Annotated in this window: 22 protein-coding genes; 17 read left to right on the forward strand and 5 right to left on the reverse strand. The window is 42.6% G+C overall.

Going from position 1 to position 23,649, the window contains the following annotated elements:
• Window positions 1–33: 33 nt before the first annotated feature.
• Together LX64_RS00280 and LX64_RS00285 are read left to right on the forward strand one after the other, a co-directional pair.
• Window positions 34–1,578 (forward strand): GH3 family domain-containing protein, encoded by a 1,545-nt coding sequence (locus LX64_RS00280; RefSeq protein ID WP_111595608.1) that lies wholly within the window; start codon window positions 34–36, stop codon window positions 1,576–1,578.
• A gap of 158 nt (window positions 1,579–1,736) precedes the next feature.
• On the forward strand, window positions 1,737–2,378 hold the full coding sequence (locus LX64_RS00285) for a LysE family translocator (protein ID WP_111595609.1): 642 nt from the start codon (window positions 1,737–1,739) through the stop codon (window positions 2,376–2,378).
• A 133-nt stretch (window positions 2,379–2,511) separates the two neighbouring features.
• Here the strand turns inward: LX64_RS00285 and LX64_RS00290 are convergent, their stop codons facing one another.
• From LX64_RS00290 to LX64_RS00300, 3 genes are all read right to left on the reverse strand, one after another.
• Window positions 2,512–3,549, reverse strand: coding sequence for a 2-oxoacid:ferredoxin oxidoreductase subunit beta (locus LX64_RS00290; RefSeq protein WP_111595610.1), 1,038 nt, complete (start codon window positions 3,547–3,549; stop codon window positions 2,512–2,514).
• A 127-nt stretch (window positions 3,550–3,676) separates the two neighbouring features.
• Complete coding sequence (locus LX64_RS00295) at window positions 3,677–4,021, reverse strand: carboxymuconolactone decarboxylase family protein (protein ID WP_111595611.1); 345 nt, start codon at window positions 4,019–4,021, stop codon at window positions 3,677–3,679.
• A gap of 194 nt (window positions 4,022–4,215) precedes the next feature.
• Entirely contained in the window at window positions 4,216–5,967 is a 1,752-nt protein-coding gene (locus LX64_RS00300) for an N-acetylmuramoyl-L-alanine amidase (protein WP_158538483.1), read from the reverse strand.
• A 387-nt stretch (window positions 5,968–6,354) separates the two neighbouring features.
• Here LX64_RS00300 and LX64_RS00305 point away from each other — a divergent pair, with 387 nt between their 5' ends.
• Together LX64_RS00305 and LX64_RS00310 are read left to right on the forward strand one after the other, a co-directional pair.
• Window positions 6,355–7,182 (forward strand): DUF3833 domain-containing protein, encoded by an 828-nt coding sequence (locus LX64_RS00305; protein ID WP_148707142.1) that lies wholly within the window; start codon window positions 6,355–6,357, stop codon window positions 7,180–7,182.
• Window positions 7,183–7,207: 25 nt separating this feature from the next.
• Window positions 7,208–8,008 carry a hypothetical protein gene (locus LX64_RS00310; RefSeq protein WP_111595614.1) on the forward strand — a complete coding sequence of 267 codons (801 nt, stop codon included), beginning with the start codon at window positions 7,208–7,210 and terminating at the stop codon, window positions 8,006–8,008.
• A gap of 683 nt (window positions 8,009–8,691) precedes the next feature.
• On the opposite strand, the gene LX64_RS00315 is transcribed toward LX64_RS00310, so the two are convergent.
• Window positions 8,692–10,485 (reverse strand): acyl-CoA dehydrogenase family protein, encoded by a 1,794-nt coding sequence (locus LX64_RS00315; RefSeq protein ID WP_111595615.1) that lies wholly within the window; start codon window positions 10,483–10,485, stop codon window positions 8,692–8,694.
• Window positions 10,486–10,570: 85 nt separating this feature from the next.
• On the opposite strand from LX64_RS00315, the gene LX64_RS00320 reads away from it, so the two are divergent.
• Window positions 10,571–11,371, forward strand: a complete 801-nt coding sequence (locus tag LX64_RS00320) for an alpha/beta fold hydrolase (protein ID WP_111595616.1) — start codon at window positions 10,571–10,573, stop codon at window positions 11,369–11,371.
• Between the two features lie 10 nt (window positions 11,372–11,381).
• Window positions 11,382–12,527, forward strand: coding sequence for a glycosyltransferase (locus tag LX64_RS00325; protein WP_111595617.1), 1,146 nt, complete (start codon window positions 11,382–11,384; stop codon window positions 12,525–12,527).
• Between the two features lie 81 nt (window positions 12,528–12,608).
• On the opposite strand, the gene LX64_RS00330 is transcribed toward LX64_RS00325, so the two are convergent.
• On the reverse strand, window positions 12,609–13,619 hold the full coding sequence (locus LX64_RS00330) for a terpene synthase family protein (protein WP_111595618.1): 1,011 nt from the start codon (window positions 13,617–13,619) through the stop codon (window positions 12,609–12,611).
• A 363-nt stretch (window positions 13,620–13,982) separates the two neighbouring features.
• Here LX64_RS00330 and LX64_RS00335 point away from each other — a divergent pair, with 363 nt between their 5' ends.
• From LX64_RS00335 to porG, 11 genes are all read left to right on the forward strand, one after another.
• On the forward strand, window positions 13,983–15,131 hold the full coding sequence (locus LX64_RS00335) for an ABC transporter permease (protein WP_111595619.1): 1,149 nt from the start codon (window positions 13,983–13,985) through the stop codon (window positions 15,129–15,131).
• A gap of 61 nt (window positions 15,132–15,192) precedes the next feature.
• A complete protein-coding gene (locus tag LX64_RS00340; RefSeq protein WP_111595620.1) occupies window positions 15,193–15,621 on the forward strand; it encodes a hypothetical protein in 429 nt (142 codons plus the stop codon).
• A 110-nt stretch (window positions 15,622–15,731) separates the two neighbouring features.
• Window positions 15,732–16,817, forward strand: coding sequence for a glycosyltransferase (locus LX64_RS00345; RefSeq protein ID WP_111595621.1), 1,086 nt, complete (start codon window positions 15,732–15,734; stop codon window positions 16,815–16,817).
• Between the two features lie 54 nt (window positions 16,818–16,871).
• Window positions 16,872–17,237 (forward strand): gliding motility protein GldC, encoded by a 366-nt coding sequence (gldC, locus tag LX64_RS00350; RefSeq protein ID WP_111595622.1) that lies wholly within the window; start codon window positions 16,872–16,874, stop codon window positions 17,235–17,237.
• Window positions 17,238–17,312: 75 nt separating this feature from the next.
• Window positions 17,313–17,765 carry a GatB/YqeY domain-containing protein gene (locus LX64_RS00355; protein ID WP_111595623.1) on the forward strand — a complete coding sequence of 151 codons (453 nt, stop codon included), beginning with the start codon at window positions 17,313–17,315 and terminating at the stop codon, window positions 17,763–17,765.
• Window positions 17,766–17,808: 43 nt separating this feature from the next.
• Entirely contained in the window at window positions 17,809–18,348 is a 540-nt protein-coding gene (locus tag LX64_RS00360) for a CvpA family protein (protein WP_111595624.1), read from the forward strand.
• 74 nt (window positions 18,349–18,422) lie between these two features.
• Window positions 18,423–19,181 carry an alpha/beta fold hydrolase gene (locus tag LX64_RS00365; RefSeq protein ID WP_111595625.1) on the forward strand — a complete coding sequence of 253 codons (759 nt, stop codon included), beginning with the start codon at window positions 18,423–18,425 and terminating at the stop codon, window positions 19,179–19,181.
• Window positions 19,182–19,398: 217 nt separating this feature from the next.
• Window positions 19,399–20,058, forward strand: coding sequence for a CBS domain-containing protein (locus LX64_RS00370; RefSeq protein ID WP_111595626.1), 660 nt, complete (start codon window positions 19,399–19,401; stop codon window positions 20,056–20,058).
• A gap of 60 nt (window positions 20,059–20,118) precedes the next feature.
• Window positions 20,119–21,534, forward strand: coding sequence for a BamA/TamA family outer membrane protein (locus LX64_RS00375; RefSeq protein WP_111595627.1), 1,416 nt, complete (start codon window positions 20,119–20,121; stop codon window positions 21,532–21,534).
• An 80-nt stretch (window positions 21,535–21,614) separates the two neighbouring features.
• Window positions 21,615–22,508: an NAD kinase gene (locus tag LX64_RS00380; RefSeq protein ID WP_111596307.1), complete on the forward strand. Its 894-nt coding sequence runs from the start codon at window positions 21,615–21,617 to the stop codon at window positions 22,506–22,508.
• A 130-nt stretch (window positions 22,509–22,638) separates the two neighbouring features.
• Window positions 22,639–23,514, forward strand: coding sequence for a type IX secretion system protein PorG (gene porG / locus LX64_RS00385; protein WP_111595628.1), 876 nt, complete (start codon window positions 22,639–22,641; stop codon window positions 23,512–23,514).
• Window positions 23,515–23,649: the final 135 nt, after the last annotated feature.

Consider the following 23,649-nt stretch of genomic DNA (forward strand, 5'->3'; position numbering starts at 1 on the left):
CTATTTTTGCAACTTAAATAAGGAAAAGAATTAATGGCCATTTTTGGTAATCTAGTATCAAGATCCCTGCGCATTCGAAAAAAGTTTACGTTTAAATTAGGGACGCCTCGCCAATATCAAGTACAAGTACTCCGTCGCTTACTTGAAAAAGCCAAGCATACGCAGTTTGGTGAGCATTATGGTTTCGAGAAAATATTGGGCAGCACCAACTGGGTAACTCAATACAGGCAATCCATTCCTGTGCACAACTACAATAAAATGCATACAGAGTGGTGGCATAAGTGTTTGGAGGGTACTCCTAACGTTAGCTGGCCTGAAAAAATCAAATATTTCGCTCTTAGCTCCGGTACTTCCGAAAGCGCCAGCAAACATATTCCTGTTACACGCGATATGCTCAAAACAGTGAAGAAAGTGGGCGTAAAGCAACTGTACTCGATGGCTAACTTCAATATTCCACCGAAAAGCTTCGAGAAAGGAATTTTGATGTTAGGCGGTACTACTTCCTTGTATGAGCGTGGCGATTACTATGAGGGTGATATGAGCGGTATCCAAGCCAAGAATATCCCTAAATGGTTCCGTCGCTTCTACAAACCAGGTGGTAACATTTCGAAGAAAACAAACTGGGAACAACGTATTCGCCTCATCGTGCGCAAAGCGCCACAGTGGGACGTGGCAACTGTTTGTGGTGTACCTGCATGGGTACAAATTGTTTTCGAAGAAGTGATTAAATACCACGGCGTTAAGAATATCCATGAAATTTGGCCAAACTTGGCTATTTATATCCACGGTGGTGTATCATTCGAACCCTACCGTGAAAGTTTCCAAAAGTTATTGGGCAAACCTATCACTTTTATTGAAACGTACATGGCGTCTGAAGGCTCGTTTGGTTTCCAAGCACGCCCGAATGTAAAAGGCATCAAATTGGTGTTAAATGCCGGTATCTTCTACGAATTCATTCCTTTCAATGAAGAAAACTTCGATGCAGAAGGGGAAGTAAAAGCGAACCCTAAGTCGTACATGATCCACGAAGTAGTAGAAGACCAAGAATACGCTGTTATGCTTAGCACTTGTGCCGGTGCATGGCGCTATTTGATTGGCGATGTAGTGAAATTCACTTCTGTGAAGGAGCACGAAATCGTGATCGTAGGTAGAACGAAGCAATTCCTTAGCTTATGTGGTGAACACATGAGTATCGACAATATGAACAAGGCGATCGACACGGTTCAGAAGAAAATGGGTATTACCATTAAGGAATTCACCGTGGCAGGATTCCCTTACGAGAACTTGTTCGCACACCGTTGGTACATTGGTACCGATGCTGTGAACCCCGATATAGCAAAGATTCGTGAAATCATCGACCAAACCCTTGCGGAAGTAAACGACGATTACGCGGTAGAAAGAACATCGGCGCTGAAAGAGATTTTCGTAGAAGTATTACCAAACGACACATTCATCGAGTACCTCCGTTTCAAAGGAAAAGAAGGTGCGATGAATAAGTTCCCACGTGTAATGAAAGGAGAGAAATTGAAAGACTGGGAAAACTTTGTAGCAAAGAAAGCCATTAACACTAACGCGTAGTGGCTGTACGATATTTATTCGCATTGTAGCAAAAAGCATTGATAATTGATAAAGATGGGTAACTTTAGAACCGGTTACCCATTTTTATTTATAGGGTTTTTAATCATGTGATTATCATTTAACTTTAACACTCCAAAAGAATTACGGAATTTTAGCACATGTGGGCAGCGATTATTCAAGGTTTAGGATTAGGCATCTTTTTATCGGTTTCCGTTGGACCGGTAATTTTTGCTATTATCAAATACAGTATTAATAACGGTTTTAAGGCCGGTATTACCTTTGCGTTGGGCGTTTCGTTCAGCGATACGATGTTTATTTTAATGGGAAATTTGGCATCCGCATTCGTTGGCAACCTTGGTCAGCATACGAAAGCCATTGGTATTGGCGGGGGCATTCTGCTGGTTGGGATGGGTATTTATGGACTCTTATTCAAACAAGTAAAAATTGTTACCGGCGATGAGCGCCCCGAAATGTTTAAAACCAGTGACTATGCAAAAATCTGGATCGCAGGGTTTCTCATGAACACGTTGAATCCAGGTGTAATTGTATTCTGGTTAGGTATCTGTATTGCACATGCGCCTATGCCTGTAAGCTACCGCGCCGTGATGTATATTACTTGTTTGCTGGTAGTATTATCTGCCGATATTTTGAAAGTATTCGTATCAGACAAGATTCGCCATAAGTTGACGTTAACAAACGTAGAATGGTTAAACCGCATTTCTGGGATCTGTTTAATCATATTTGGCTTGGTATTGCTATACTCTGTATGGTTCAACCCAGAAGGCCTTATGAAGCACTAATCATCCCATGCGCGATCTCTACGAAGTAGAGGCAGCACGAATATTAAACAAGGAAGTTCATTACAACATATAAATAAAACGCCCTCTTATCTAAGCGATAAGAGGGCGTTTTTTATGCGTTGAAAGGTGCGAATTACCTGATGGTCCAAGTTTCGTTACCTGCTAATAATTTATCAAGATCGCCTGCGCCGCGTTTTGCTAAGGCTTCGGTGAGTTGAGCGCTCATTACATCCTCGTAAGTTGGACGGAAGGCTTGGTAGAACACGCCGAAAGGTCGTGGCAAGTGTCCTTCGATACGTGGATCGTCGAACATACGGGTTAAGATTTGCGCTTTATAGAAATCTTGCTCGTCGTGTTTCCAAAGATCGTCGGCAGTATGTGTACCGGCTGTAAGGTCTACTACGATTGGTTTTAAACCATCTAGGAAGATACCTTTATCTTTATTGGCACCGAAGATCAACGGTTGACCTTGTTCGAGTGTAATGGTTTCGTTGGCTTTTGTACCTTTTTCGGTGAAAGCTTCGAAAGCACCGTCGTTGAAGATGTTACAGTTCTGGTAGATTTCCAGGAAGCTAGCACCTTTGTGGGCGTGGCTTCGTTTCAACATCTCTTGGAGGTGTTTCGGATCACGATCCATACTACGCGCGATGAAAGTTGCGTCGGCTCCTAATGCCAATGCCATCGGGTTGAATGGGTGATCGATACTACCCATAGGGGTCGATTTCGTTACCTTGTTAGGTTCAGAAGTTGGAGAATACTGTCCTTTCGTTAAACCATAGATTTGGTTATTGAACAGCATAATGTTTACATCGAAGTTACGGCGGAGTAAGTGAATGGTGTGGTTACCACCGATCGACAAACCGTCGCCATCGCCTGTTACGATCCACACGCTCAATTCTGGGCGTGCAGCTTTCAAACCGGAAGCGATCGCGGTTGCACGGCCGTGAATACTGTGCATACCGTAAGTGTTCATGTAATATGGGAAGCGAGAAGAGCAACCGATACCCGAAACAATCACGATGTTTTCTTTCGGGATACCCAAACCGGGCATAATCGTTTGTACTTGCTTTAATATAGAGTAGTCGCCGCAGCCTGGACACCAACGTACCTCTTGGTCCGTTGAGAAGTCTTTTGCCGTTAATGGCTGGGGAGTTATTGTGGCCGTTGACATTGTAATAATTTATTGAATGTAAAGTTACGACATCGGGCAGTACAATGTTGGCATAATTGGTTATGTGGTATACACAAAAGTTATGTCTACAATTTGTAGGGGCCCCTTTTCGGTTGGGAAAACCGGCTTATTGGGCGATCAATTCTTCCCAATATTCTGCAGCGCGGCGTGTGTGCGGGATCACGATGGTACCGCCAACGATGTTAGCCACGGCGAAGATTTCGTACATCTCTTCCGTTGTAACGCCTTGTTCGTGCGCTTTACCGAGGTGGTATTTGATACAATCGTCGCAACGTAACACCATAGATGCTACGAGACCTAACATTTCCTTTGTTTTAGTACTTAAAGCGCCTTCTGCATAACAATTGGTATCGAGATTGAATAAACGGTTGATCACCTTGTTTTGCTTGCCGAGAATCACATCGTTCATCTTGGCTCTATAGTCGTTAAATTCTTGTATTAATTCTCCCATTGTAATAAAAATTGAAATATAAACCCGCTAAAAGCCCGCCATCTCAATAGTTGCGTTGTTTTTGATGTATAAGGGGGCTGAAAGCGTTGTCAAATATCCTGCTTTCTTGCTGAAAAAGGAAAGCAAATATACGTAAATCCACTCGCGTAGTGGGGATTAGGTTGATAGATGAAGGTATTATGACAAGTGGCGCCCTAGTTCGCAGAAACGAGGAAATCTTTGATACCAGCGACGATCGACTGCGCCATTTGCTCTCGGAAGGCAGGGTCGAGCACTTTCATTTCATCTTCCGGGTTGCTGATAAAAAGTGTTTCTACGAGGGCGTTTGGGTATTCGGTAGGTGCATTTAAGGCAAAATTGAAGCTACCTATATTCCCAAACTCGTTTAAGCCGAGGCCGAGCATGCGTTTATTGATGGCTTTGCTTAAATCTTTGAACCCAATATGCCTGTAGTATGTGCTGGTGCCGGAAATACGTATGGGATCGGCGCTAGAGTTGAGGTGGATGCTAACAAGTAAATCGGGATCGCGTTCGCGGTAATAGGCGATGCGGTAGGTGTTATCTACGTAGGAGTCGTTTACGCGGGTCATGAGTACTTTGGCGCCTTCGGCTTGCAGGATGTTTTGTACATCTTTGGCGATTAAGAGGGTCATGTCTTTCTCGTAAATACCTGTTGGTCCTTGCGAGCCGGGGTTTGAACCACCGTGGCCGGCATCAACAGCGATCGTGAGATCTTTCAATGTTTTTTGTGCAGGGGGGCGTTTTACGCGGATGGTAAGCATGCTGCCGTTGTAGTATACTTGGTGACCCCAGTGTTGATTGTGTTTTAGTTCGATGATCACGCGGAATACGTCGTCTTCTACTTGTTCGTAGTAAACGTCTTTAATTTCCTCGGCGTTTTCCAGCTGGGAGATCCAGTTGGTATTGCTGGTAGCGCCGTATATGTCGACCATTATTTTCGAAGGGTTGATTTGTTGGAAGGAACGGAAGGGCAAGCGTTGCTGCAACTGAACCGTAACATAATCGTATTTCTCGTCGCCGAATACACGCCAGGAGCCTGTGTTGGAGCTAGGAATGAAAGTGCCGGCTGGCATTAGCTCTACTTGGCTGGCTGGAATATAGGCTGTAAAGCTTTTCGAGAGGCGTACTTTATAATCGTCGCCAGCTTTGCCCACGATGTTAAGTAAAACGGCAGAATCGATATATCCTACTTTGGCACCACCTAGGCGATCGTCGCCGAGGCCATATTTTAGGTAGGGTAATTCGCCGGTGGCTTTACCAATAAGCGGTTGATCAAGTGTATTGAGAACCGAAAACTTGTTGCTGGTATTACGTGTAACAGTTTGCCCGTTCTTTTCGAGTGTAACGGGTATAGTGCCGCCTGTGAGTACGGGATCGTTGCAGGTAACCATGTAGGTGCCTTGGTAAATCCCGGGCATGCTATTGCTTTTATTTACGGGGAGTTCAGCTAATTGTAGCTTGTTCCCTACCCTAACGATGCCGCCAGGTAGTGCTTTTACTTTGAACTTGATGAGATCGCCGGGTGCGAGTATTTGGTCGCCATCCGGGATGGTTTGGATGGAGGCGATCGTTAGCGTGGAAACCGGCGTAGCGGGTTGTGCTTTAGTGTATGTGAAAGAAACGGTTTTATCGGTGTATGTTCCGGCCGAATCTGTAGACGTTAAAGTGAAATTATTTGCGCCTTCATTCAAAGCTACTTCGATGGCGAATGCGCCTGTTGGGTAAACCTTTTGGGGGGTGTTGTTGAGCGTAAGAGAGCATCCAATGCAAGTGCTGCCCACGATGTATTGCCGCGTGGTGCCCACCGAGGAACTAGTCCTGGAGGGCTGTGTTAAACGAATATAAGGCTTCTGCTGTGCATAAGCCTGCGTGATAAAGCTTGCTAATATCACCATAGCTACGCATTTCCAAAGGATCTTTCTCATGAACATAAATTTACCGATGCTTAAAATTATAGATTAAATACTTGTGATCCATGCATTTCGGTAGGAATAAAAGAGGAAATATTCAGCAGCAAGAAGGCTGATTGCCTATATAAACAAAAATCGCGCTCAATTTCTGGAGCGGAGTATAAAATATTTTGAGGATGCTAGGCTGCATGTTATCACGTGTTTTTATAACCAAGTAGTTTTACGTGTTTTTGTTGGGAAACTGCCAGGTTTATTTTTGGGGGAAAAGAAAGAAGGTTGGTAAAGAAGGTGATATGTAGTGAAGGGAATGTTAAATGATAAATATTGATATGTCAAAAATTGTGATGCGATATATGTAATAATATGGGTTGTATTTTTACAATCCTTAAACCCCCTATTAACATGAAATACATTTTACTCGCATACAGCCTGCTATTGATAGTAGCCTGCTCTAAACCCGACTATACCAATTTCCCCGGCCGATCACCGCGTTTAGCCCTCATTAAAAACCAACAAGGCGATGTAGTCGATAGCCTTGTGTATGATCTTTCTGGCAAACTAGTACGCCGTTTCCATTTCGGCACTTATCACGCAAGCGACATTACTGGGCATTATTACACATTCGATGCACAAGGGCGCGTTACGATGTCTGCCGCATTGTCTTTAAACCCCGATTACACGGTGAATAATAGTTATTACGATACTATTAGGTATGTATACAATGCGAATCAAACAGTATCTGTATTGCGTAATTACAATTGGATGATTGTTGATATGTACGTTAGCTACGATCAAAACGGTGTAATAACGCAAGCCATATCTATAGATAGCGTTGCTACAGGTGATCAGCCAAAGTATATATTAACAAACCAAGTCGTTAACAAGAACATCGTATCCTATAAAGAACGATTTTATAATCCCAATGATGGTAACTTCTTTTTTGATGAGGATGTGACTATTCAATACGATAATCAACCCAATCCATTCTTCGAATTACATAAGAAGAATCCTATTGCATTTACATTCTACGATGCAGCGAGTGAATACAATATGGTGAATACGAAGAATAATGCATTGTCGCGTCATGAAGTGGGTGCTTATTATGATAGGTTTGTCCAATCGTGGTATACTTATCATCCACAATTAGGCTACCCGCTAACCGCTAAAGCTGGATCTGTAGCTGCAGGAGATACAACGGTTACCTTCTATGCGGAATATATTTATAAATAATTGTTTAATCCAATAATTACCCACCATGAAATATTTTATCCCCTTATTGATCTTACTATTGGCTAGTTGTACAAAGCCAATCGATCCAAGGTTTCCAACTAAGTCCCAATTAGTTCTTATCAAAGACAATTACGATCAAACCACTGATAGCATGGTATACGATCGGGCAGGGAAATTAGTAAAGCGTTATCATTATGACTATGTAGCTGAAGACCGGTATTCATCTGTGCTTACTTATTTATACGATAAGAAAGACCGCCTAATAGAAACTAAAGCATTACTTAGTTTCAACTATAGTCCTACTCCATATAGAGATAGTATTAAATACATCTACAATAATGACGGGAGCATAGATTTTATACGTGGAGAAGGAACCATCGGTATGGAAAACGTACGGCTTTTTTATGATAAAGATGGCGTGATAAAGAAGATTGAAGCATTAGTATTGTCGCCCTTTAACAATAAGCCAATGTACGAATATATACATACGATTGTTAATGGTAATATTGTTGCAGCAGATCAAATATCACGTAGTGCGTATGATGATAATTACTCAGTCGGTAACTGGACTTATTCCTACGATAATCACATCAATCCATTTACGCTTATTCAACAGAAATCACGCTTCGCTTTTTCTAGGTATGATTTCTTCAATTCTGGCAATCAATTCCCGTGTAAGAATAATATTGTGAGAACAAGGCTAGGTGAAGGATATGGAAGTACGCATGAATTAGAATATGATCCTATCACTGGATTACCCATAATAATGCGGTATGTATCATTTGTGGGAAAGATTCAAAGGACTGAAAAATACTACTACAAATAATCGTATAATTTTTTGGCTAGTACTAACACTTTGCCTTAGGTAATTCTTTACCTAGGCAAAGTGTTAATATTTCCTTTCCTATTGAGGAGTGTGTTGTTTTAATCAACAATGTACGTGTAAAAATACTGCATGCTCTAATAACCTTTTTTTTGCGCCTCAACGAGGGTTGTTGTTCTTGCTTTGGGCATGAATAGAAGTGATGAATTTAGGGCTGAAAAGTGCCTTATATTGCATTTGTATGAACCTGTAGTGGAATAGGTTAGTGGCGGTATGAATGAGGTTGTAATGCCTAGTTACCAGGAAGGCCTCTACTGTCTTCAACACTCCAATAAGCAAATCCTTACTTGCCCTTCGTATTTCCCATGGCATTTCACCGTATTGGCCGAATGGTTCCCGGCTAAAACATGGCTTTACCGGGTGTTTTCCAAACGTATTCTAACGTGATACCCAGTATTGATAGGCTATTCCAAGGAATTTACCGACTTACTCAAAGTAAGAACTTAGCAAAGACAAGGTTGACTCAAAAGAGCGCTAAAACCATCTAATGTTTATATAAAGCAATTATTGAGGAACTGCCGCCGGATGTGTTTATAAAGAGAGCCAGCCTTCCCTAAAAAACAAAGCATCCAGTAAGCCTGTACGCTTACTGGATGCTATTATTGATAAATGGTAAGTGTGCTGAGTTAGAAACTATACTTATTATCCGCGATTAATTTGTCGGCAACTCTTCTACGCGCATCTTTCGTGTTGAAAGGTTCTACCTTGGTAAAACGTTTCAGGCCCAATAACATCATGCGTTGCTCATCCCCTTCTGCGAAGCCATTGATCGCATCTTTACCTGATTTGTTGATACGATCTGCTGCATCTGTGATGTATGTACGCACAATATCTGCATGTAACGCAGTGGCTGCTTCCCCTTTCGCTGCCTGCAACTTGATAACACGTAATAAGGCGCTTTCTGCTACAAAGGTTTCAATCGCCATATCTGCAATATCCATGAGGATTTCTTGTTCAGATTCTAACTGCATCATTAACTTCTGAGCAGCAGCACCGGCTGTCATGAGAATAGCTTTCTTGAAGTTATCGATGTATTTCAATTCTTTTGCGAAAGCACCTTCATCATCTGAACCGAAATCGGGAATACTCATTAATTCTTTCATCACGTTCATGGCAGGATTCATCAAATCGATTTTACCTTTCATGGCGCGTTTTAACGTCATATCGAGCGTTAATAAACGGTTGATTTCGTTTGTGCCTTCGAAGATCCTATTGATCCTAGAATCGCGGTAAGCTTTCGAGATTACGTATTCATCACTGAAGCCGTTACCACCGTGTATTTGTACGCCTTCATCTACCACAAAGTCTAATACTTCAGAACCGTTTACTTTCAAGATCGCGCACTCTACGGCGTATTCTTCCGCGGCACCGAGTAGGGCTTCGTTGAATGCTTTACCGGCAGCAACTAATTCTTGTTCTTTATTATCGATCAATTGTGCTGTGCGGTATAACGCGGATTCACATACCCACATCCTGATGGCCATTTCAGCAATCTTGTGTTTGATTGCACCGAAGTTAGCGATGGGTTGTTTGAATTGAACGCGTGTATTGGCATATTGAACAGTGGTGTCGAATGCTTTTTTAGCGCCACCGAGTGCAGCTGCGCAAAGTTTCAAGCGACCGATGTTCAAGATATTAAATGCAATTAGGTGGCCTTTACCAATTTCGCCGAGTACATTTTCTACAGGTACTTGTGCATCTTGGAAGTAGATTTGGCGGGTAGAAGAGCCTTTGATACCCATTTTATGTTCTTCTGCACCGAGGGTAAAACCAGGCGTATCTTTATCAACGATGAAGCCGGTGAATTTATCGCCATCGATTTTTGCAAACACGGTGAATACATCGGCAAAGCCGGAGTTGGTGATCCAGCATTTTTGCCCGTTGATGATATAGTGTTTACCATCTGCAGAAAGTTTCGCCGTGGTTTTGGCACTTAAAGCGTCGGAACCGCTATCGGGTTCAGTTAATGCATAGGCGCCTTTCATTTCGCCGCTGGCTAATTTGGGAATGTATTTTTGTTTCTGCTCTTCTGTACCGAAGTATAGAATAGGCAATGAACCGATACCGGTATGCGCTGCCATGGCGACTGAGAAGGAATGACCAGATCCTAATGCTTCATTGATGAGGGTTGCGGTGATAAAGTCTTTGCCTAATCCACCATATTCCTCTGGAAACGAAGCGCCTAATAGGCCTTGTTCTCCTGCTTTATCTAAAAGGGAAGGCATGAGTCCTTCTTCTAATTTATCGATGCGGTCAAGTACTGGCGTCACTTCTTTCGTTACAAACTGTTCTGCCATTTCCTTGATCATCAATTGTTCTTCAGAAAAATCCTCGGGAATAAACACCTCTTTTGGATCACTGTTTTTCACCAGGAATTCCGCCCCTTTTAAGGCTGTAGTATTATTTACCGCTGTCTGCATCTTTGGATGTTTTTAGTCTATTTGTAATTTAATGATATTGGCGCATATGGCAAAAGTTGATTAACATTGCTTTTGTTAAATTTCTATGGAATCATTTTTTCTCTCATATTTAACCAGTAAAATTCACGTAATCCACCACGGAAAAGGGCCCGAGCTGCTCATTTGTTTCCATGGTTTCGGCGAAAGTGCCAAGCATTTCGATGTGATTGCTAAGGGTTTAGGGGATGTGTTTACGGTGGTAGCCATCGATTTGCCTTTGCATGGCAATACGGTATGGAGAGAGGAGCGCCCGCTTGAAAAAGCGGATGTAATTGATTGGATAGAAAAAATATTGGCGCAGTTCGGCCAACAAACGTTCTCTTTAATGGGTTATAGCATGGGAGGCCGAGTGTCGCTTTGTGTCATAGAAAAGTTAGCCACCAAGGTCAACCGTTTAATTTTAGTGGCACCCGACGGGTTGAAGAATAACCCCTGGCATATGATTGCCACGCAAACCCGCTGGGGAAACCATATCTTTAAATATAACACGTACCATCCCGCGTTTTTCTTCCGTTTGCTTACTGTTTTGCGGAAATGGCATATGATTAATGAAAGCGTGTATAAGTTTGTTTTATACAACATGAACAACCTCGCAAAGCGAGAACTCGTGTACAAAGTATGGACTTGCTTACGGCATATGATGCCCAACCGGAAACATTGCAAGCAATTATTGGCACAGCGAAAGATTCAAACGTTACTCTTTTTCGGTAAGTACGACCGTGTAATTCCTCCAATTCTTGGCCAGAAATTTGCGGACGGCACTTTCCCATGTAAAATAGTTGTGCTCGATAAAGGTCATCAATTGTTGAGCGAAGAATTAGCGCTCATGGTAAAACAAAATTTATAAACGCTCTTTCATGAAGGTGTTGTTGATCATTACGCTGGGACTGGCTTTTTTATACGTCATTTTGATGCTGACCTATAGTTATGGTTGGCGCAAACTCAGTTTTTTTACGCCTAAGTACCGCATTACACCGTATAACACTACGGTGAGTGTTATTATTCCAGCACGCGACGAAGCGGGTAATATTACCCCGTTGCTCGATGCTATTCATGCACAATCGTATCCTTCGCATTTGTTTGAAGTGATTGTGATTGATGATTTTTCGGAAGACGAAACGGCTCAGCTAGTTTTATCCCATCCCGCGGAAAATGTAAAGCTGATTAAGCTATCTGACAGGCTCAGTAAAAATGAGCGACTCAATTCTTACAAGAAGAAAGCCATTGAATTGGCGATCAAAGAATCGACAGGTGCGCTAATTGTTACCACCGATGCCGATTGTGTAATGGGACCATTGTGGTTGGAAACGATTGTTGCATTTTATGAAGACCAACAACCGAAATTTATTGCGGCACCGGTATCGTTCTTCCAAGAAGATAACTTCTTTAAAACATTCCAATCGCTCGATTTCATGACCATGCAAGGCATTACAGGTGCTATGGCATACCTGCAAAGTGGCACCATGTGTAATGGCGCAAACCTTGCCTACGAGCGTGCTGCCTTTGACGAGGTTGGTGGATTTTTGGGGATTGATATGATTGCTTCCGGGGACGATATGTTGTTGATGTATAAAATTTTCCACGCATATCCTAAAGGCGTACTCTACCTTAAGAATAAAGATGCTATAGTACGCACTTTGCCGGTAGATACAATCAAAGGTTTTATGAATCAACGCATCCGGTGGTCGTCGAAAGCTGATAAATATGAAGACAAGCGTATTACGCAGGTATTGGCGTTGGTGTATTTCTGGAATGTAAGTTTATTGGTGCTATTCGTAGCGGCTTTATTTATGCCGGCTTTGTGGTTATGGTTAGGAGGACTAATGATATTGAAGATTTTGGTAGAGTTGTATTTCTTATCACCAGTGGCTAAATTCTTTTCACAATCACACCTATTAAAGTGGTTTATCCCGGGGCAGCCGTTTCATATTTTATACGTTATTGTAGCCGGTTGGCTGGGTAAATTCGGTAGTTACCAATGGAAGGGCCGAACCGTAAAATAGAAATTGCAGCGGGCTATTGTTTTCTTACATTCACCCGCCGCAACTCTTTACAAGAAAAAAATCATGATATAACGTTATCGACTAAACGAACTCCTCACTATCTGCTGTAGAAAGTGCCCATTTACCGTTGGCAACTTCCTTAATGTTCATGGCATACCGGGCGGTATCACCAAAACTCCAGTCAAGATTTGCGCGCATCCAAGAGCGCAAGATGGTGATGTAGCGTTCTAGCTCGATATTAAGAGCGGGACCGAAATTAGGTAGGTGGAGACTGAGGTTGATGAATTTTTGGACTTCTTCATCATGCATTTTCGCTGTTTCTGCGATGGCTTCTTCTAGGCTGTAATTGCGTTCATGTTTAAGAGCGAGTACCAAGTTGTGTACATCGCCGTGTTTGCTTTCTTTGGCGAATGAAAATAGATCGTTAGCCCAACAGACAACGTTGTTACAACTAAGTGCAAGTTGTTGCACATCGGGATGTAAACGAACTGAATCTGGTAAATAGATTTTCTCTAAAACTTCGATTAGTTCAATGTCGCAATACAATGCGCCTGTGTAAGGGCGTTGTGCAATGTAATCTGCAACAGTGGGCGTTCTGCCGGCTACCCTATTCTCTCCTTCCCAGCTACAGGCGCGCAAGTAATCGGTCATGCTTTGGGCGAAACGTTCGCGCCATCCAGGTGTACTGATGGGTTCCATGCGTTCGATTAAATCGCTAAAGCTAGCCGCCAGGCTTTCACCTTCGGGGGAAGTGGAAACGGGTTTCCCTTGGAGGATGTTGGTGATGATGTGGATGATCATGTCTAGAAAATCGGTTTTGCCGAACTTGGCTTCGTCATTTTGATCATCTAGCATGAACAGCCAGGTGTTGAAATCTGCGGCGATAAATACTTCTTCTTTATCGGCCGTAGGAAAAGCGCGGGCAGACAAAGCGGCGAACCGAGCCCGCTTGAATTTAGCCCAGGCTTTTTCAGAATTAACCAGCCCAAATGCGCGTACCCACTCAGTGGTATGCATTTCAGCTTCTTGTGCGTAACGACTGATTTTAGTCGGAAACGGGCAATAGATCTCCGGTAGTTGGATCGATGGCATAGTACTATAGTTTAATGGTTAACGAATTGGCAAAAGGTTATACGAACGTTCGATGGCAACGTTGGAAATACTGTGTCTTCTATAATTTACTAAAAAAAGCATAGACAAAAAAACACTTTCATATAGTGCTTGAGAGTCTAATAATCAACACTGCTAAGGATTTACAGCGATTCAGTGGTGAGATGATCGGCAATAGGTTATTATATATAACATTAAAACTCACATGAAAATTAAATGCTTTTTGTGAAGAAAATGCATTTTTTTTAGGAAGGGAACACACGTTTGTGTAATTGGGCGAAATAGGATGAAACAATAACTAGTACTTTTTTTATAACTTGGAACTTTTCGAGGAAACAATCATACATGCAACAACCCAATTCCGATGCTTCTTTTACCACGCGTGCGTGGAAACGCCTTCGCCGCAACAAAGCTGCTATAGCGGGTTTGGTTGTTATTGTGTGCAGTATCCTAGTGGCTATTTTTGCATATTGTATAGCACCGGATAATACACCCAATGCCAACCGTATGATTTTAGAGGTAAGCGGCCAGAAGCCCGGTTTTACAGTTAACATGTTAGCCGTAAAAAAATCGCGTGACATCGAGTCGCCTAATTTCTTCCAATTCCTATTGAACGGAAAGGAGTCGCCGGATACCTGGATACCCATTCGACAGTATCATTTTGAAGGCCACCAGCTTGTGATCGAAAAATACATCGATGAAACGCTGTCGGCTACCGAAAAACTACCCCTATCACAAATACTCTACGGCTCTACTGAAGCCGTACAAACCGATACTACCCTATTACAAGCCGCTGTAGCAGAACGCATTCAGCCATTTACGTACTGGTTAGGTAGCGATAAGTTTGGGCGGGATATATTGAGTCGTTTAATTGTAGGTACGCGGGTTAGCTTAAGCGTGGGAAGTATCGCGGTATTGATTTCATTGTCGATCGGGATATTCTTGGGTGCTATTGCCGGGTATTTCCGTGGTTGGATCGACGAGTTGGTGATGTGGTTTATTAACGTTATTTGGGCGGTACCTACCTTGTTATTGGTATTTGCTATTACGTTGGCCTTGGGTAAAGGCTTTTGGCAGGTATTTATAGCAGTGGGTTTAACTATGTGGGTAAGCGTGGCGCGGATTATCAGGGGGCAGGTATTAGGTATAAGGGAATTACAATTTGTGGAGGCTACCCGCGCCTTGGGTTATAGCCATCGACGTACTATTGTAAAGCATATTTTACCGAATATTTTGGGGCCCGTGGTGGTTATAGCGGCGAGTAACTTTGCAACGGCCATTGTAGTGGAAGCGGGTTTGAGTTTTTTGGGTGTTGGGGTACAGCCTCCTCAGCCTTCATGGGGGTTAATGATTAAAGAGAATTATAACTTCATCATCACCCATAACCCTTTATTAGCCCTAGCCCCAGGCGTGGCAATTATGATATTGGTATTGGCTTTCAACTTATTGGGTAATGGTTTACGGGATGCCATGGATGTGAAGGGAAAACTATAGGATGAATTAATTTGCACGAATAAATAAAATATATAATTTTAGAGCGAAGAAAAACCCTACTATGCCGGTAAAACCTATCTTAACGAAGCTCCTAGCTTGCTTAATCCTTTTATTGGCCGCTGCTTGCGGTGGCAAGAAGAATGATCCGAAGCCTGTAGGTGCGGAAGAAGACTTAGCGGTAAAATTAGAAGGGGTGATCGTGGATAGCGAGATGAATGCAGCACAAGGAACAACGCTACCCTTCGCGGTAAAAGTAACTTCGAAAATGCCGCCCCAAGGCGTGAAAATAGAAGTAAGTGCCCTGCTAACACCTGCAGATACAAATGTGCCGCAAAACCCGGCCATTACAACATCGAATGCAAACACGGACATTACACTCATCGACCTGGCGAGCCTACGTCTTACCAACATTACGGTCATCGTTTCATCGGTGAGTAAGCCTACGAATAAGGTAACATTCCATTTCGGGGTTTGGAACAAGGTTCAATAAGGATCTACGGTAACTATTCACGAAGTTTATGTAAAGGGGCTGTCTATTACGGCATTTTAAACTAGTTTTGCGCCGATATTTTGTATGAAGCGAGAACTGAAATTTTTATAATGCGTATTGCCGTACATGCACCCTTGTTAATACACGATTCGCTGGCCGACTCTGGTTTGGCAGCTTCGTATATATTGCGCGAATTGGCGCAACTACATCCCAATGATGCTGTTACAGCATATGTAGGGAAACATTTTACACCTGCTATTAACATGCCAGCAAACCTGCAAATTCAACAGGTAAAAGGTAACGACGATAGCCGGTTTGCTAAATACTGGCGCAACACTTGGCATTGGCCCAAAGCGTTGAAGTCGGCACAAACGGATGCTTTAGTGAGTATTGATGAGCTGTTGCCGTTAAAACAACTGAAACAACCCGCGGTATTGGTGTTGATGCAGCATACAGGCCTGCTGAAAACGGCCGCCGCGAAGAAATACTTAGCACAGTATAAAGCCATCGTCGTATTTTCTAAGTATATGCAGCAGCAAGTACTGGATCATTTCCCTGCTTTGGCCGATAAGGTACATGTGTTGCAACCGGGTTTGGATGATTTAACCTTGAAGCCGTTGGATTGGGATGCTAGGGTAGCTGCGAAGCAGCAATATGCCGGTGGATCAGAATATTTTGTGTTCCAGGGAAGTATTTCCCCCCGCAACAACATCATTCCTTTACTGAAAGCTTTTTCTGCCTTTAAGAAAAGGATGCGTTCGAACATGAAATTGATAATGGTAGGGAGTTTTAACACGCAAGGTGCTGACATTGCCGAATCATTAAAAACATATAAATTCCGGGATTCAGTGAATATCATTGAGTCGGTAGGCCAGGCAGAATTGAATGAAATCATAGGCGGGGCTTATGCCATGGTGCATATACCTTCGCAAGATGGGATGGCCCTCCCACTCTACCGTGCCGTAATGGCCGAGGTGCCAAGCGTGGTGGTAGATGAGAGTGCGGGGCACGAAGTAGTGGGTCAATCGAGCTTACGGGTACATGCGGGCGAGGTAACAGAATTGGCGGAGAAGATCGGGTTTATGTACAAGGATGAGCAGTTGAGAACCCGCTTATTGCAGCAGTTGCCTTCTACAAGTGGCTACCATGGCTGGGATAAGGTGGCGGAAGCCATTTCGGCATTAATTGAAAGTTAAGGGATTAGTAACCCTGTGGACAAAACCTTATTTTTGCCCTTCAAAATTGAGAAAATGGGAAAGACATCGAATATCGAGATAAAAGTTACGTTGGATGACCAACGAGTTCCTGAAAAATTGGAATGGAGTGCAGAGGAAGGTAGCGAAAGGTTGAACCAAGCGAAGGCTATGATGTTAGCTTTTTGGGATGGTGCCGATAAAACCGCGTTACGCATCGACCTTTGGACAAAGTCGATGATGGTAGACGAGATGGCAGATTTCTTCTTCCAAACCATGATGACCATGGCGGATACCTATAAGCGTGCTACACCGTACCACGATATGGCCGAGGATTTGAAGCAGTTTGCTAACCAGTTCTACAAGAAGTTCCAGGATAAATTGAAACAGGAAGAAGCCGAAGCTGGTCAGAAAGGTTTATAATAATACTTGGTAAAATTTCATAAACTGGTATTAATTATTCAATTTTAAAGCCGTGCTTTTTTAAAAACACACTGTATGTCATTAGAATTAACAATAAATGGAGCCATTAAGACTGCGATGCTTGCAAAGCAAGAAGCGGAATTAAGAGCCTTGAGAGCCATTAAAGCTGCCGTATTGTTGGCGAAAACCGCCGATGGTGCTAATGGCGAGTTAACGGAAGCGGATGAAGTTAAATTATTGCAGAAGTTAGCGAAGCAAAGAAAGGATTCATTGGAAATTTTCCGCCAGCAGAACCGTGCTGATTTGGCACAGAAAGAGGAAGAGGAATTGGTGGTGATTGAGAAATTCTTGCCAAAGCAATTGGATGAAGCTGAATTACGTGGTTTAATTGCCGGTTATATTGCTCAAGTGGGTGCTAGTTCGCCTGCAGATATGGGTAAAGTAATGGGTGTAGCTACGAAAGAATTGGCGGGGAAAGCGGATGGTAAATTAGTTTCTACCATTGTAAAAGAATTATTAGCCAAATAGTTAATAGTTTGAGCAATGTAGGCGAACGATCGATCTACAGTTTATGCATATAGATATCATATTCGCCATCATTGTGGCTTTTGCCATCTACAAAGGATATACACGCGGCTTAATAGTAGCAGTATTTTCCTTTTTAGCGGTGATATTTGGGCTTGCGGCAGCGCTTAAACTGAGTGCAGCCGCGGCCGATTACCTTCAACATCATTCGGGTTATCCCTCCCGTTGGTGGCCAATGGTAGCCTTTGTCGTGGTTTTTATCGGCGTGGCCTTATTGGTTCGATTGGGAGCTACCTTTTTAGAAAAAGTGGTGGAAATTGGCTTGATGGGGTGGGTGAATAAATTAGGTGGCATTTTATTATACACTTTATTATTCACCATCGTTTACAGTGTACTCCTCTGGATGGCCAATCAAATGTACTGGCTGTCTCCCGAAGTAAAACTGCAATCTGTCATTTACCCGCATATCGAGCAATTGGGTCCAACGGTTATCAATACCTGTGGCAGTTGGATGCCTATTTTTCGCGATATGTTCGGCACGCTTCAAAGTTTCTTCGAACATGTGGCTAAGCAAATTCCTGCATGACGCATTCTGTTCAAAGATTATTTGAATTAATAAAAAGAATTATTTTAGCGCAAAATTGACTCTTAACTTAGGCAATGGATTACGAAATTAAAACACAGGGCAAGTTTAATTTTATTGAAGAAGGAGAAGGCGAACCACTTGTATTATTGCATGGGCTATTCGGCGCTTTGAGCAACTTCAAAGACTTGATCGAATACTTCAGACAGTACAATAAGGTGGTAGTGCCTATGTTGCCTTTATATGATTTGAATATCCTGGATACTTCCGTAGGTGGTTTGGCGAAATTTGTGCACAAGTTTATTGAAGCCCGCGACTATCAGAATGTTCACTTGCTAGGTAACTCCTTGGGCGGTCACGTCGGTATCGTTTACATACTTAAACACCCCGAAAGAATAAAATCACTCATCCTTACAGGTAGCTCCGGTCTTTTCGAAAATGGAATGGGCGAAACTTACCCAAAACGTGGTGACTACGAATACATCAAAAATAAAGCTGCGCTTACTTTCTACGATCCAGCAATGGCCACGAAAGAATTAGTAGATGAAATTTTCGAGATCACCAGCAATCGCTTGAAAGTGATTAAGATAATTGCACTCGCAAAATCTGCTATCCGCCATAACCTTGGTGAAGAGCTTACCGAAATTAAAGTGCCTACCTGCTTAATCTGGGGTAATAATGATACTATCACACCTCCAATGGTAGGCGAAGAGTTCAAAAGACTCATCCCGAATTCAGAACTTCACTTTATCGACAAATGTGGCCATGCGCCAATGATGGAGGTGCCGGGTGAATTCAATAAAATTCTTCACGACTTCTTAGAACGAATTAAATAATTTTTTCGCAACCTATACTGTTGTCTAAACGAATTAACAGAAGCCGTATCTACCTATAGATGCGGCTTTCTTGTTTTAAGCACTGCCACACTTTTGCTGTACCTACCCGTAACTTTGGTAAGAGATTTGCACATAACGAACAATTAACCTACTTATTTATTTAATTTTAGTAGCGGTTGGAATATTCTTTGTTATTATTGTAAAAGAATTTAGGCTTATGTTGGCAAAGGAACTCATATCATCAATTGTACCGGTCATGCTTCCAGGGGATACAGGCTCACAAGCGCTGAAACTCATGAATGAGTATCACATATCCCAATTGCCGCTTGTTGTAGATGGTAAGTACCTTGCCCTTGTGGAAGAAGATGATGTGCTCGACTGGGAAGATACCGACTTGAAACTTGAAAGCGCTCCTAATAACTTCAAACCTTCTATCAACGAAAACGCTCATATCTTCGATGCGTTGAAGTTGTTCTTCGAATTTAAATTGTGTGTATTACCGGTTATCACCCGCGAAGGTGAGTATCTTGGTGTAGCCACAAAAGATAATCTTATCGCGGCTTTAGCACAGATGAATGCAGCAAAAGAGGCCGGCGGTATTATTGTATTGGAAGTAGGTCCTCGCGATTACAGTTTGAGCGAGATTGCGCGAATCGCGGAATCGAACGATGTTACTTTATTGGCTGTGAATACTTATAGTAACCCAGCTACCGGTAAACTGGATGTAACGCTTAAAACAAACCGTATAGAATTAAACTCGTTAGTAGCCACTTTCGAGCGATTCAACTATACCATCAAACATCTCTTCACCGAAGAAATGGAAGAAGACTTGCTGAAAAAGAACTACGATTTGTTCATGAATTACATCAGCATGTAGCGGTTTCCTCTTAATATTCCCTATTTTAGCTACTCACGTTCCTACATTACACTGTTCAATTTGGTTAAAAGATTCACTTTTTTCATAGCACTTTTGTGCCTGCTTTTTACGTTGCCGGCGTTTGCGCAGCAGCAGGATACGGTTGTTCCTACTGGAAGTGAACCGTATATTATCATTAAAAAGGTAATAGTAGAAGGGAATAAGAAAACCCGGCCCTCCATCATCCAAAGAGAAGTTCGTATCCAACCCGGCGATACCATTTATTACAAGGATCTCGCTAATACCCTCGAGGCAGCCCGTAAACAGGTGCTCAATACTTCCCTATTCTTAGCTGTTAATACAAATATTCGTAACTGGGAAGGGAACCAAGCCGATTTTGTGGTGGATGTGGCCGAGCGCTGGTATACCATTGCCTTACCCGTTTTTAAGTTAGCGGATCGGAATTTCAATGTGTGGTGGGTAGATCAGAAAAGAAGTTTAAACCGTGTAAACCTTGGCGTACGTGGGTTTCAAGATAATTTAACAGGTAGAGGTGATAAGCTTTCCATGGAAGTACAAGTTGGCTATACGCAAAAAGTATTGCTAGGATACACACTGCCTTACATCGATAAAAAATTACGGCACGGGGTGGGTTTCCTTGTCTCGTATAGTCGTAGCAGGGAAATCAATGATAGTACCAATTTGAACAAGCAGGTATTCTTCCGCCAGGATGAATTCTTACGGGAGGTATCACTCTTTGCGCTTACTTATTCCTTCCGCCCAGCCATCAATGCCCGGCACCAAGTATGGTTATCGTATAATACAGAATCGGTTGCCGATACGATCGCAAAGCGTAACCCCAGCTACTTGGGAGATGGCCGTACGAAGGCGAAATACTTAGAGCTATTATACCGCTTTAATTACATAGATGCCGATAGTTGGATATACCCGCTTAAAGGAACATCTTTCCAAGGAGAAATAGCACAGGCCGGTTTTTTTGGTTTGGCCGATGTGAAATATACTAAGCTCCGGGTAAAGGCTACTCAATATTGGCAATTACAAAAGAAGTGGTATGCAGCTGTGGGAGCTCGTGTACAAGCAAGGTTCCCTTCAGATCAACCCTATTTTATGATGAAAGGAATGGGGTATAATGAAGATTATCTTCGTGGGTTGGAATACTACGTAGTAGACGGAACAAACTTTGCCATTGCGAAAACAACGTTGCGTTACGAACTATTGTCATTCAATGTGCATCTTCCACTTATTCCGAAAAAATTCCGTTCAGTACCCTTCAGAATATATGGGAAGGCCTATGCCGATGGCGGTTATAGTTACAATAAATTCCCCGGTAATAGTTTCTTAAACGAGCGGTTTTTGTATACGGGTGGTATTGGGTTAGATATTGTTTCTTTTTATGATACTTGCCTCCGGATTGAATACAGCGCTAACCAGTTCGGCCAAAAAGGATTATTTTTACACACTAAGATTGATATGTAAACAGGATTGTGTTGACATTGGATGCGCGCAACCCTATTTGTAAACACAGCGTTTTAAGCCCTGGCATCGATAGAAACATTATGCACATAGCCCTTTATAGCAGAGGATTTAATAAAGAAGATTTAGACGACATCAAATTGTTGTTAGATGAACTGGGGAAACAAGAAATTACCCCTGTTATCTATGAACCGTTTTTCCGTGAACTAAAGCCACACGTGCAGTTTCCTGCGGAAGTGGATACGTTTTCGAAGTCGGCTGATTTGGATGGTAAGATCGAGTTTTTGATTAGCTTGGGAGGAGATGGAACTTTGCTGGATACGGTTTGTTTTATTAAAGATAAGGGTATTCCTGTATTGGGAATTAACTTCGGCCGCTTAGGCTTTTTAGCGAGTATTGGCCGTGAAGAGATTCACGAGGTAGTGGAATCGTTGGTAGACCGTAATTATTCGCTGGACCGTAGGTCGTTAATACATTTGGATGCCAGTATCCCGTTGTTCGATGATGTGCCGTATGCGCTTAACGAGTTCACGATTCATAAAAAAGATACCTCCGCGATGGTAAAGATTCATACTTACTTGAATGGAGAGTTTTTAAATACATATTGGGCCGATGGCTTGATTGTTTCGACCCCTACAGGTTCAACCGGTTACTCTTTAAGTTGCGGTGGGCCGATTGTATTTCCAGAGGCTAGCAGCTTTGTAATAACGCCGGTGGCACCCCATAACTTGAATGTTCGCCCTATTATTATTCCTGACGACCAGGTGATTTCGTTCGAGGTAGAAGGACGTAGTGACCAGTTTATTTGCACCTTGGATTCCAGGATGGAAATCATCGACAATACAGTGCAGTTGGCTGTGAAGAAGGAAAGTTTCGAGATGAACTTGGTGCGATTGAATGATAGTAACTTCTTGCATACGTTGAGGAATAAGCTATTGTGGGGGATTGATACGCGGAACCCGGGCGGCCGTAGGTAACGTAAATTACCCCAAAAAGTACAAATACGACAAATTATCAGCATAAAATCATCATCCACCGAGGGCGGGTAAAAGTGTTAGGCTTTTTCAACATACGATTATCCGTTATTTTGCGTTCTTAGTAAGATTTATGAACCACATCAACGCTTGTTTCCGCCGAATCATACCGCTACTCACCGTGTGGGCGGCACTTTTATTTTTAGGCATTGGCCGTGTGCAGGCCCAGTACGAGTTAAAGTATGTAGGCGAAGCGGGTTTTGCCGTTGGCGCGGCGCATTATTTTGGTGACTTGAATACACGAACGGCGGTAAATGCGCCGAAACCTGTTATTGGTGCGTTTTACAAGTATTATTTCAGTGATTATGTGGGGGCGAAAGCCACCTTGCGGTTTATGCAGTTGGGGTATTCGGATGCTTATAATACGAATGATTTTCAGCGTAAGCGGAATCTTAGTTTCAATACAAACCTTTATGAATTGGCCTTGCAAGGCGATTTTAACTTCTTTCGTTTTGAGCCTGGCAGCCTGGATTATGCCTTTACCCCTTATTTAACGGGAGGTCTTGCGATGTTTCATTTTAACCCTTATGCCATGCTCGACGGTAAAAAATATTTCCTACAGCCATTGAGAACGGAGGGGCAAGGGAGCCCCCAGTATTCCGATAGGAAGCAATATAACCTTATTTCGCATGCTTACCTGATTGGTGGCGGTTTTAAGTATAATTATTCGAAGAAAATTAACCTAGCAATAGAAGTTTTATACCGTTTCTCCCAAACGGATTACTTGGATGATGTAAGTACAACCTATGTTGGTGACAGTTTTTTTCCACCCGATGTGAATGGTAACCCTTCTGTTGCCTACAGGTTACAAGACCGTTCAAGTGCGGTAACGAGCCCTGCGATCGGTGAACCGGGCCGCCAGCGCGGGAATAGTCGTGATAAAGATCATTATGCTACGATTGAGTTTACCGTTGGTTGGTTGTTCACTTCCTACAAGTGCAAATTTTAAGGGTAAAATACCTGGTAAAAAGCCTGCAAATACACCTTATACTTTCGTGTTATATTTTGCATAAAGCCCTGTGGTATTGGGTTTTATACGCACTTCCGTTAAAACTACGTTAAAACAACCTGCCCCGCTTTTATA

It is taken from the genome of Chitinophaga skermanii (assembly GCF_003259335.1).
In the GTDB taxonomy this organism is placed as follows: Bacteria; Bacteroidota; Bacteroidia; order Chitinophagales; family Chitinophagaceae; genus Chitinophaga; species Chitinophaga skermanii.

Excerpts from the sequence above, each read along its gene's own strand:
- LX64_RS00325 (WP_111595617.1), top strand. The coding sequence starts at position 11,382 with ATGAAGGTGTTGTTGATCATTACGCTGGGACTGGCTTTTTTATACGTC.
- porG (WP_111595628.1), top strand. The coding sequence starts at position 22,639 with ATGAACCACATCAACGCTTGTTTCCGCCGAATCATACCGCTACTCACC.
- LX64_RS00285 (WP_111595609.1), top strand. The coding sequence starts at position 1,737 with ATGTGGGCAGCGATTATTCAAGGTTTAGGATTAGGCATCTTTTTATCG.
- LX64_RS00345 (WP_111595621.1), top strand. The coding sequence starts at position 15,732 with ATGCGTATTGCCGTACATGCACCCTTGTTAATACACGATTCGCTGGCC.
- LX64_RS00280 (WP_111595608.1), top strand. The coding sequence starts at position 34 with ATGGCCATTTTTGGTAATCTAGTATCAAGATCCCTGCGCATTCGAAAA.
- LX64_RS00355 (WP_111595623.1), top strand. The coding sequence starts at position 17,313 with ATGTCATTAGAATTAACAATAAATGGAGCCATTAAGACTGCGATGCTT.
- LX64_RS00335 (WP_111595619.1), top strand. The coding sequence starts at position 13,983 with ATGCAACAACCCAATTCCGATGCTTCTTTTACCACGCGTGCGTGGAAA.
- LX64_RS00300 (WP_158538483.1), bottom strand. The coding sequence starts at position 5,967 with ATGAGAAAGATCCTTTGGAAATGCGTAGCTATGGTGATATTAGCAAGC.
- LX64_RS00295 (WP_111595611.1), bottom strand. The coding sequence starts at position 4,021 with ATGGGAGAATTAATACAAGAATTTAACGACTATAGAGCCAAGATGAAC.
- gldC (WP_111595622.1), top strand. The coding sequence starts at position 16,872 with ATGGGAAAGACATCGAATATCGAGATAAAAGTTACGTTGGATGACCAA.
- LX64_RS00370 (WP_111595626.1), top strand. The coding sequence starts at position 19,399 with ATGTTGGCAAAGGAACTCATATCATCAATTGTACCGGTCATGCTTCCA.
- LX64_RS00330 (WP_111595618.1), bottom strand. The coding sequence starts at position 13,619 with ATGCCATCGATCCAACTACCGGAGATCTATTGCCCGTTTCCGACTAAA.
- LX64_RS00305 (WP_148707142.1), top strand. The coding sequence starts at position 6,355 with ATGAAATACATTTTACTCGCATACAGCCTGCTATTGATAGTAGCCTGC.
- LX64_RS00320 (WP_111595616.1), top strand. The coding sequence starts at position 10,571 with ATGGAATCATTTTTTCTCTCATATTTAACCAGTAAAATTCACGTAATC.
- LX64_RS00360 (WP_111595624.1), top strand. The coding sequence starts at position 17,809 with ATGCATATAGATATCATATTCGCCATCATTGTGGCTTTTGCCATCTAC.
- LX64_RS00365 (WP_111595625.1), top strand. The coding sequence starts at position 18,423 with ATGGATTACGAAATTAAAACACAGGGCAAGTTTAATTTTATTGAAGAA.
- LX64_RS00310 (WP_111595614.1), top strand. The coding sequence starts at position 7,208 with ATGAAATATTTTATCCCCTTATTGATCTTACTATTGGCTAGTTGTACA.
- LX64_RS00340 (WP_111595620.1), top strand. The coding sequence starts at position 15,193 with ATGCCGGTAAAACCTATCTTAACGAAGCTCCTAGCTTGCTTAATCCTT.
- LX64_RS00290 (WP_111595610.1), bottom strand. The coding sequence starts at position 3,549 with ATGTCAACGGCCACAATAACTCCCCAGCCATTAACGGCAAAAGACTTC.
- LX64_RS00380 (WP_111596307.1), top strand. The coding sequence starts at position 21,615 with ATGCACATAGCCCTTTATAGCAGAGGATTTAATAAAGAAGATTTAGAC.
- LX64_RS00315 (WP_111595615.1), bottom strand. The coding sequence starts at position 10,485 with ATGCAGACAGCGGTAAATAATACTACAGCCTTAAAAGGGGCGGAATTC.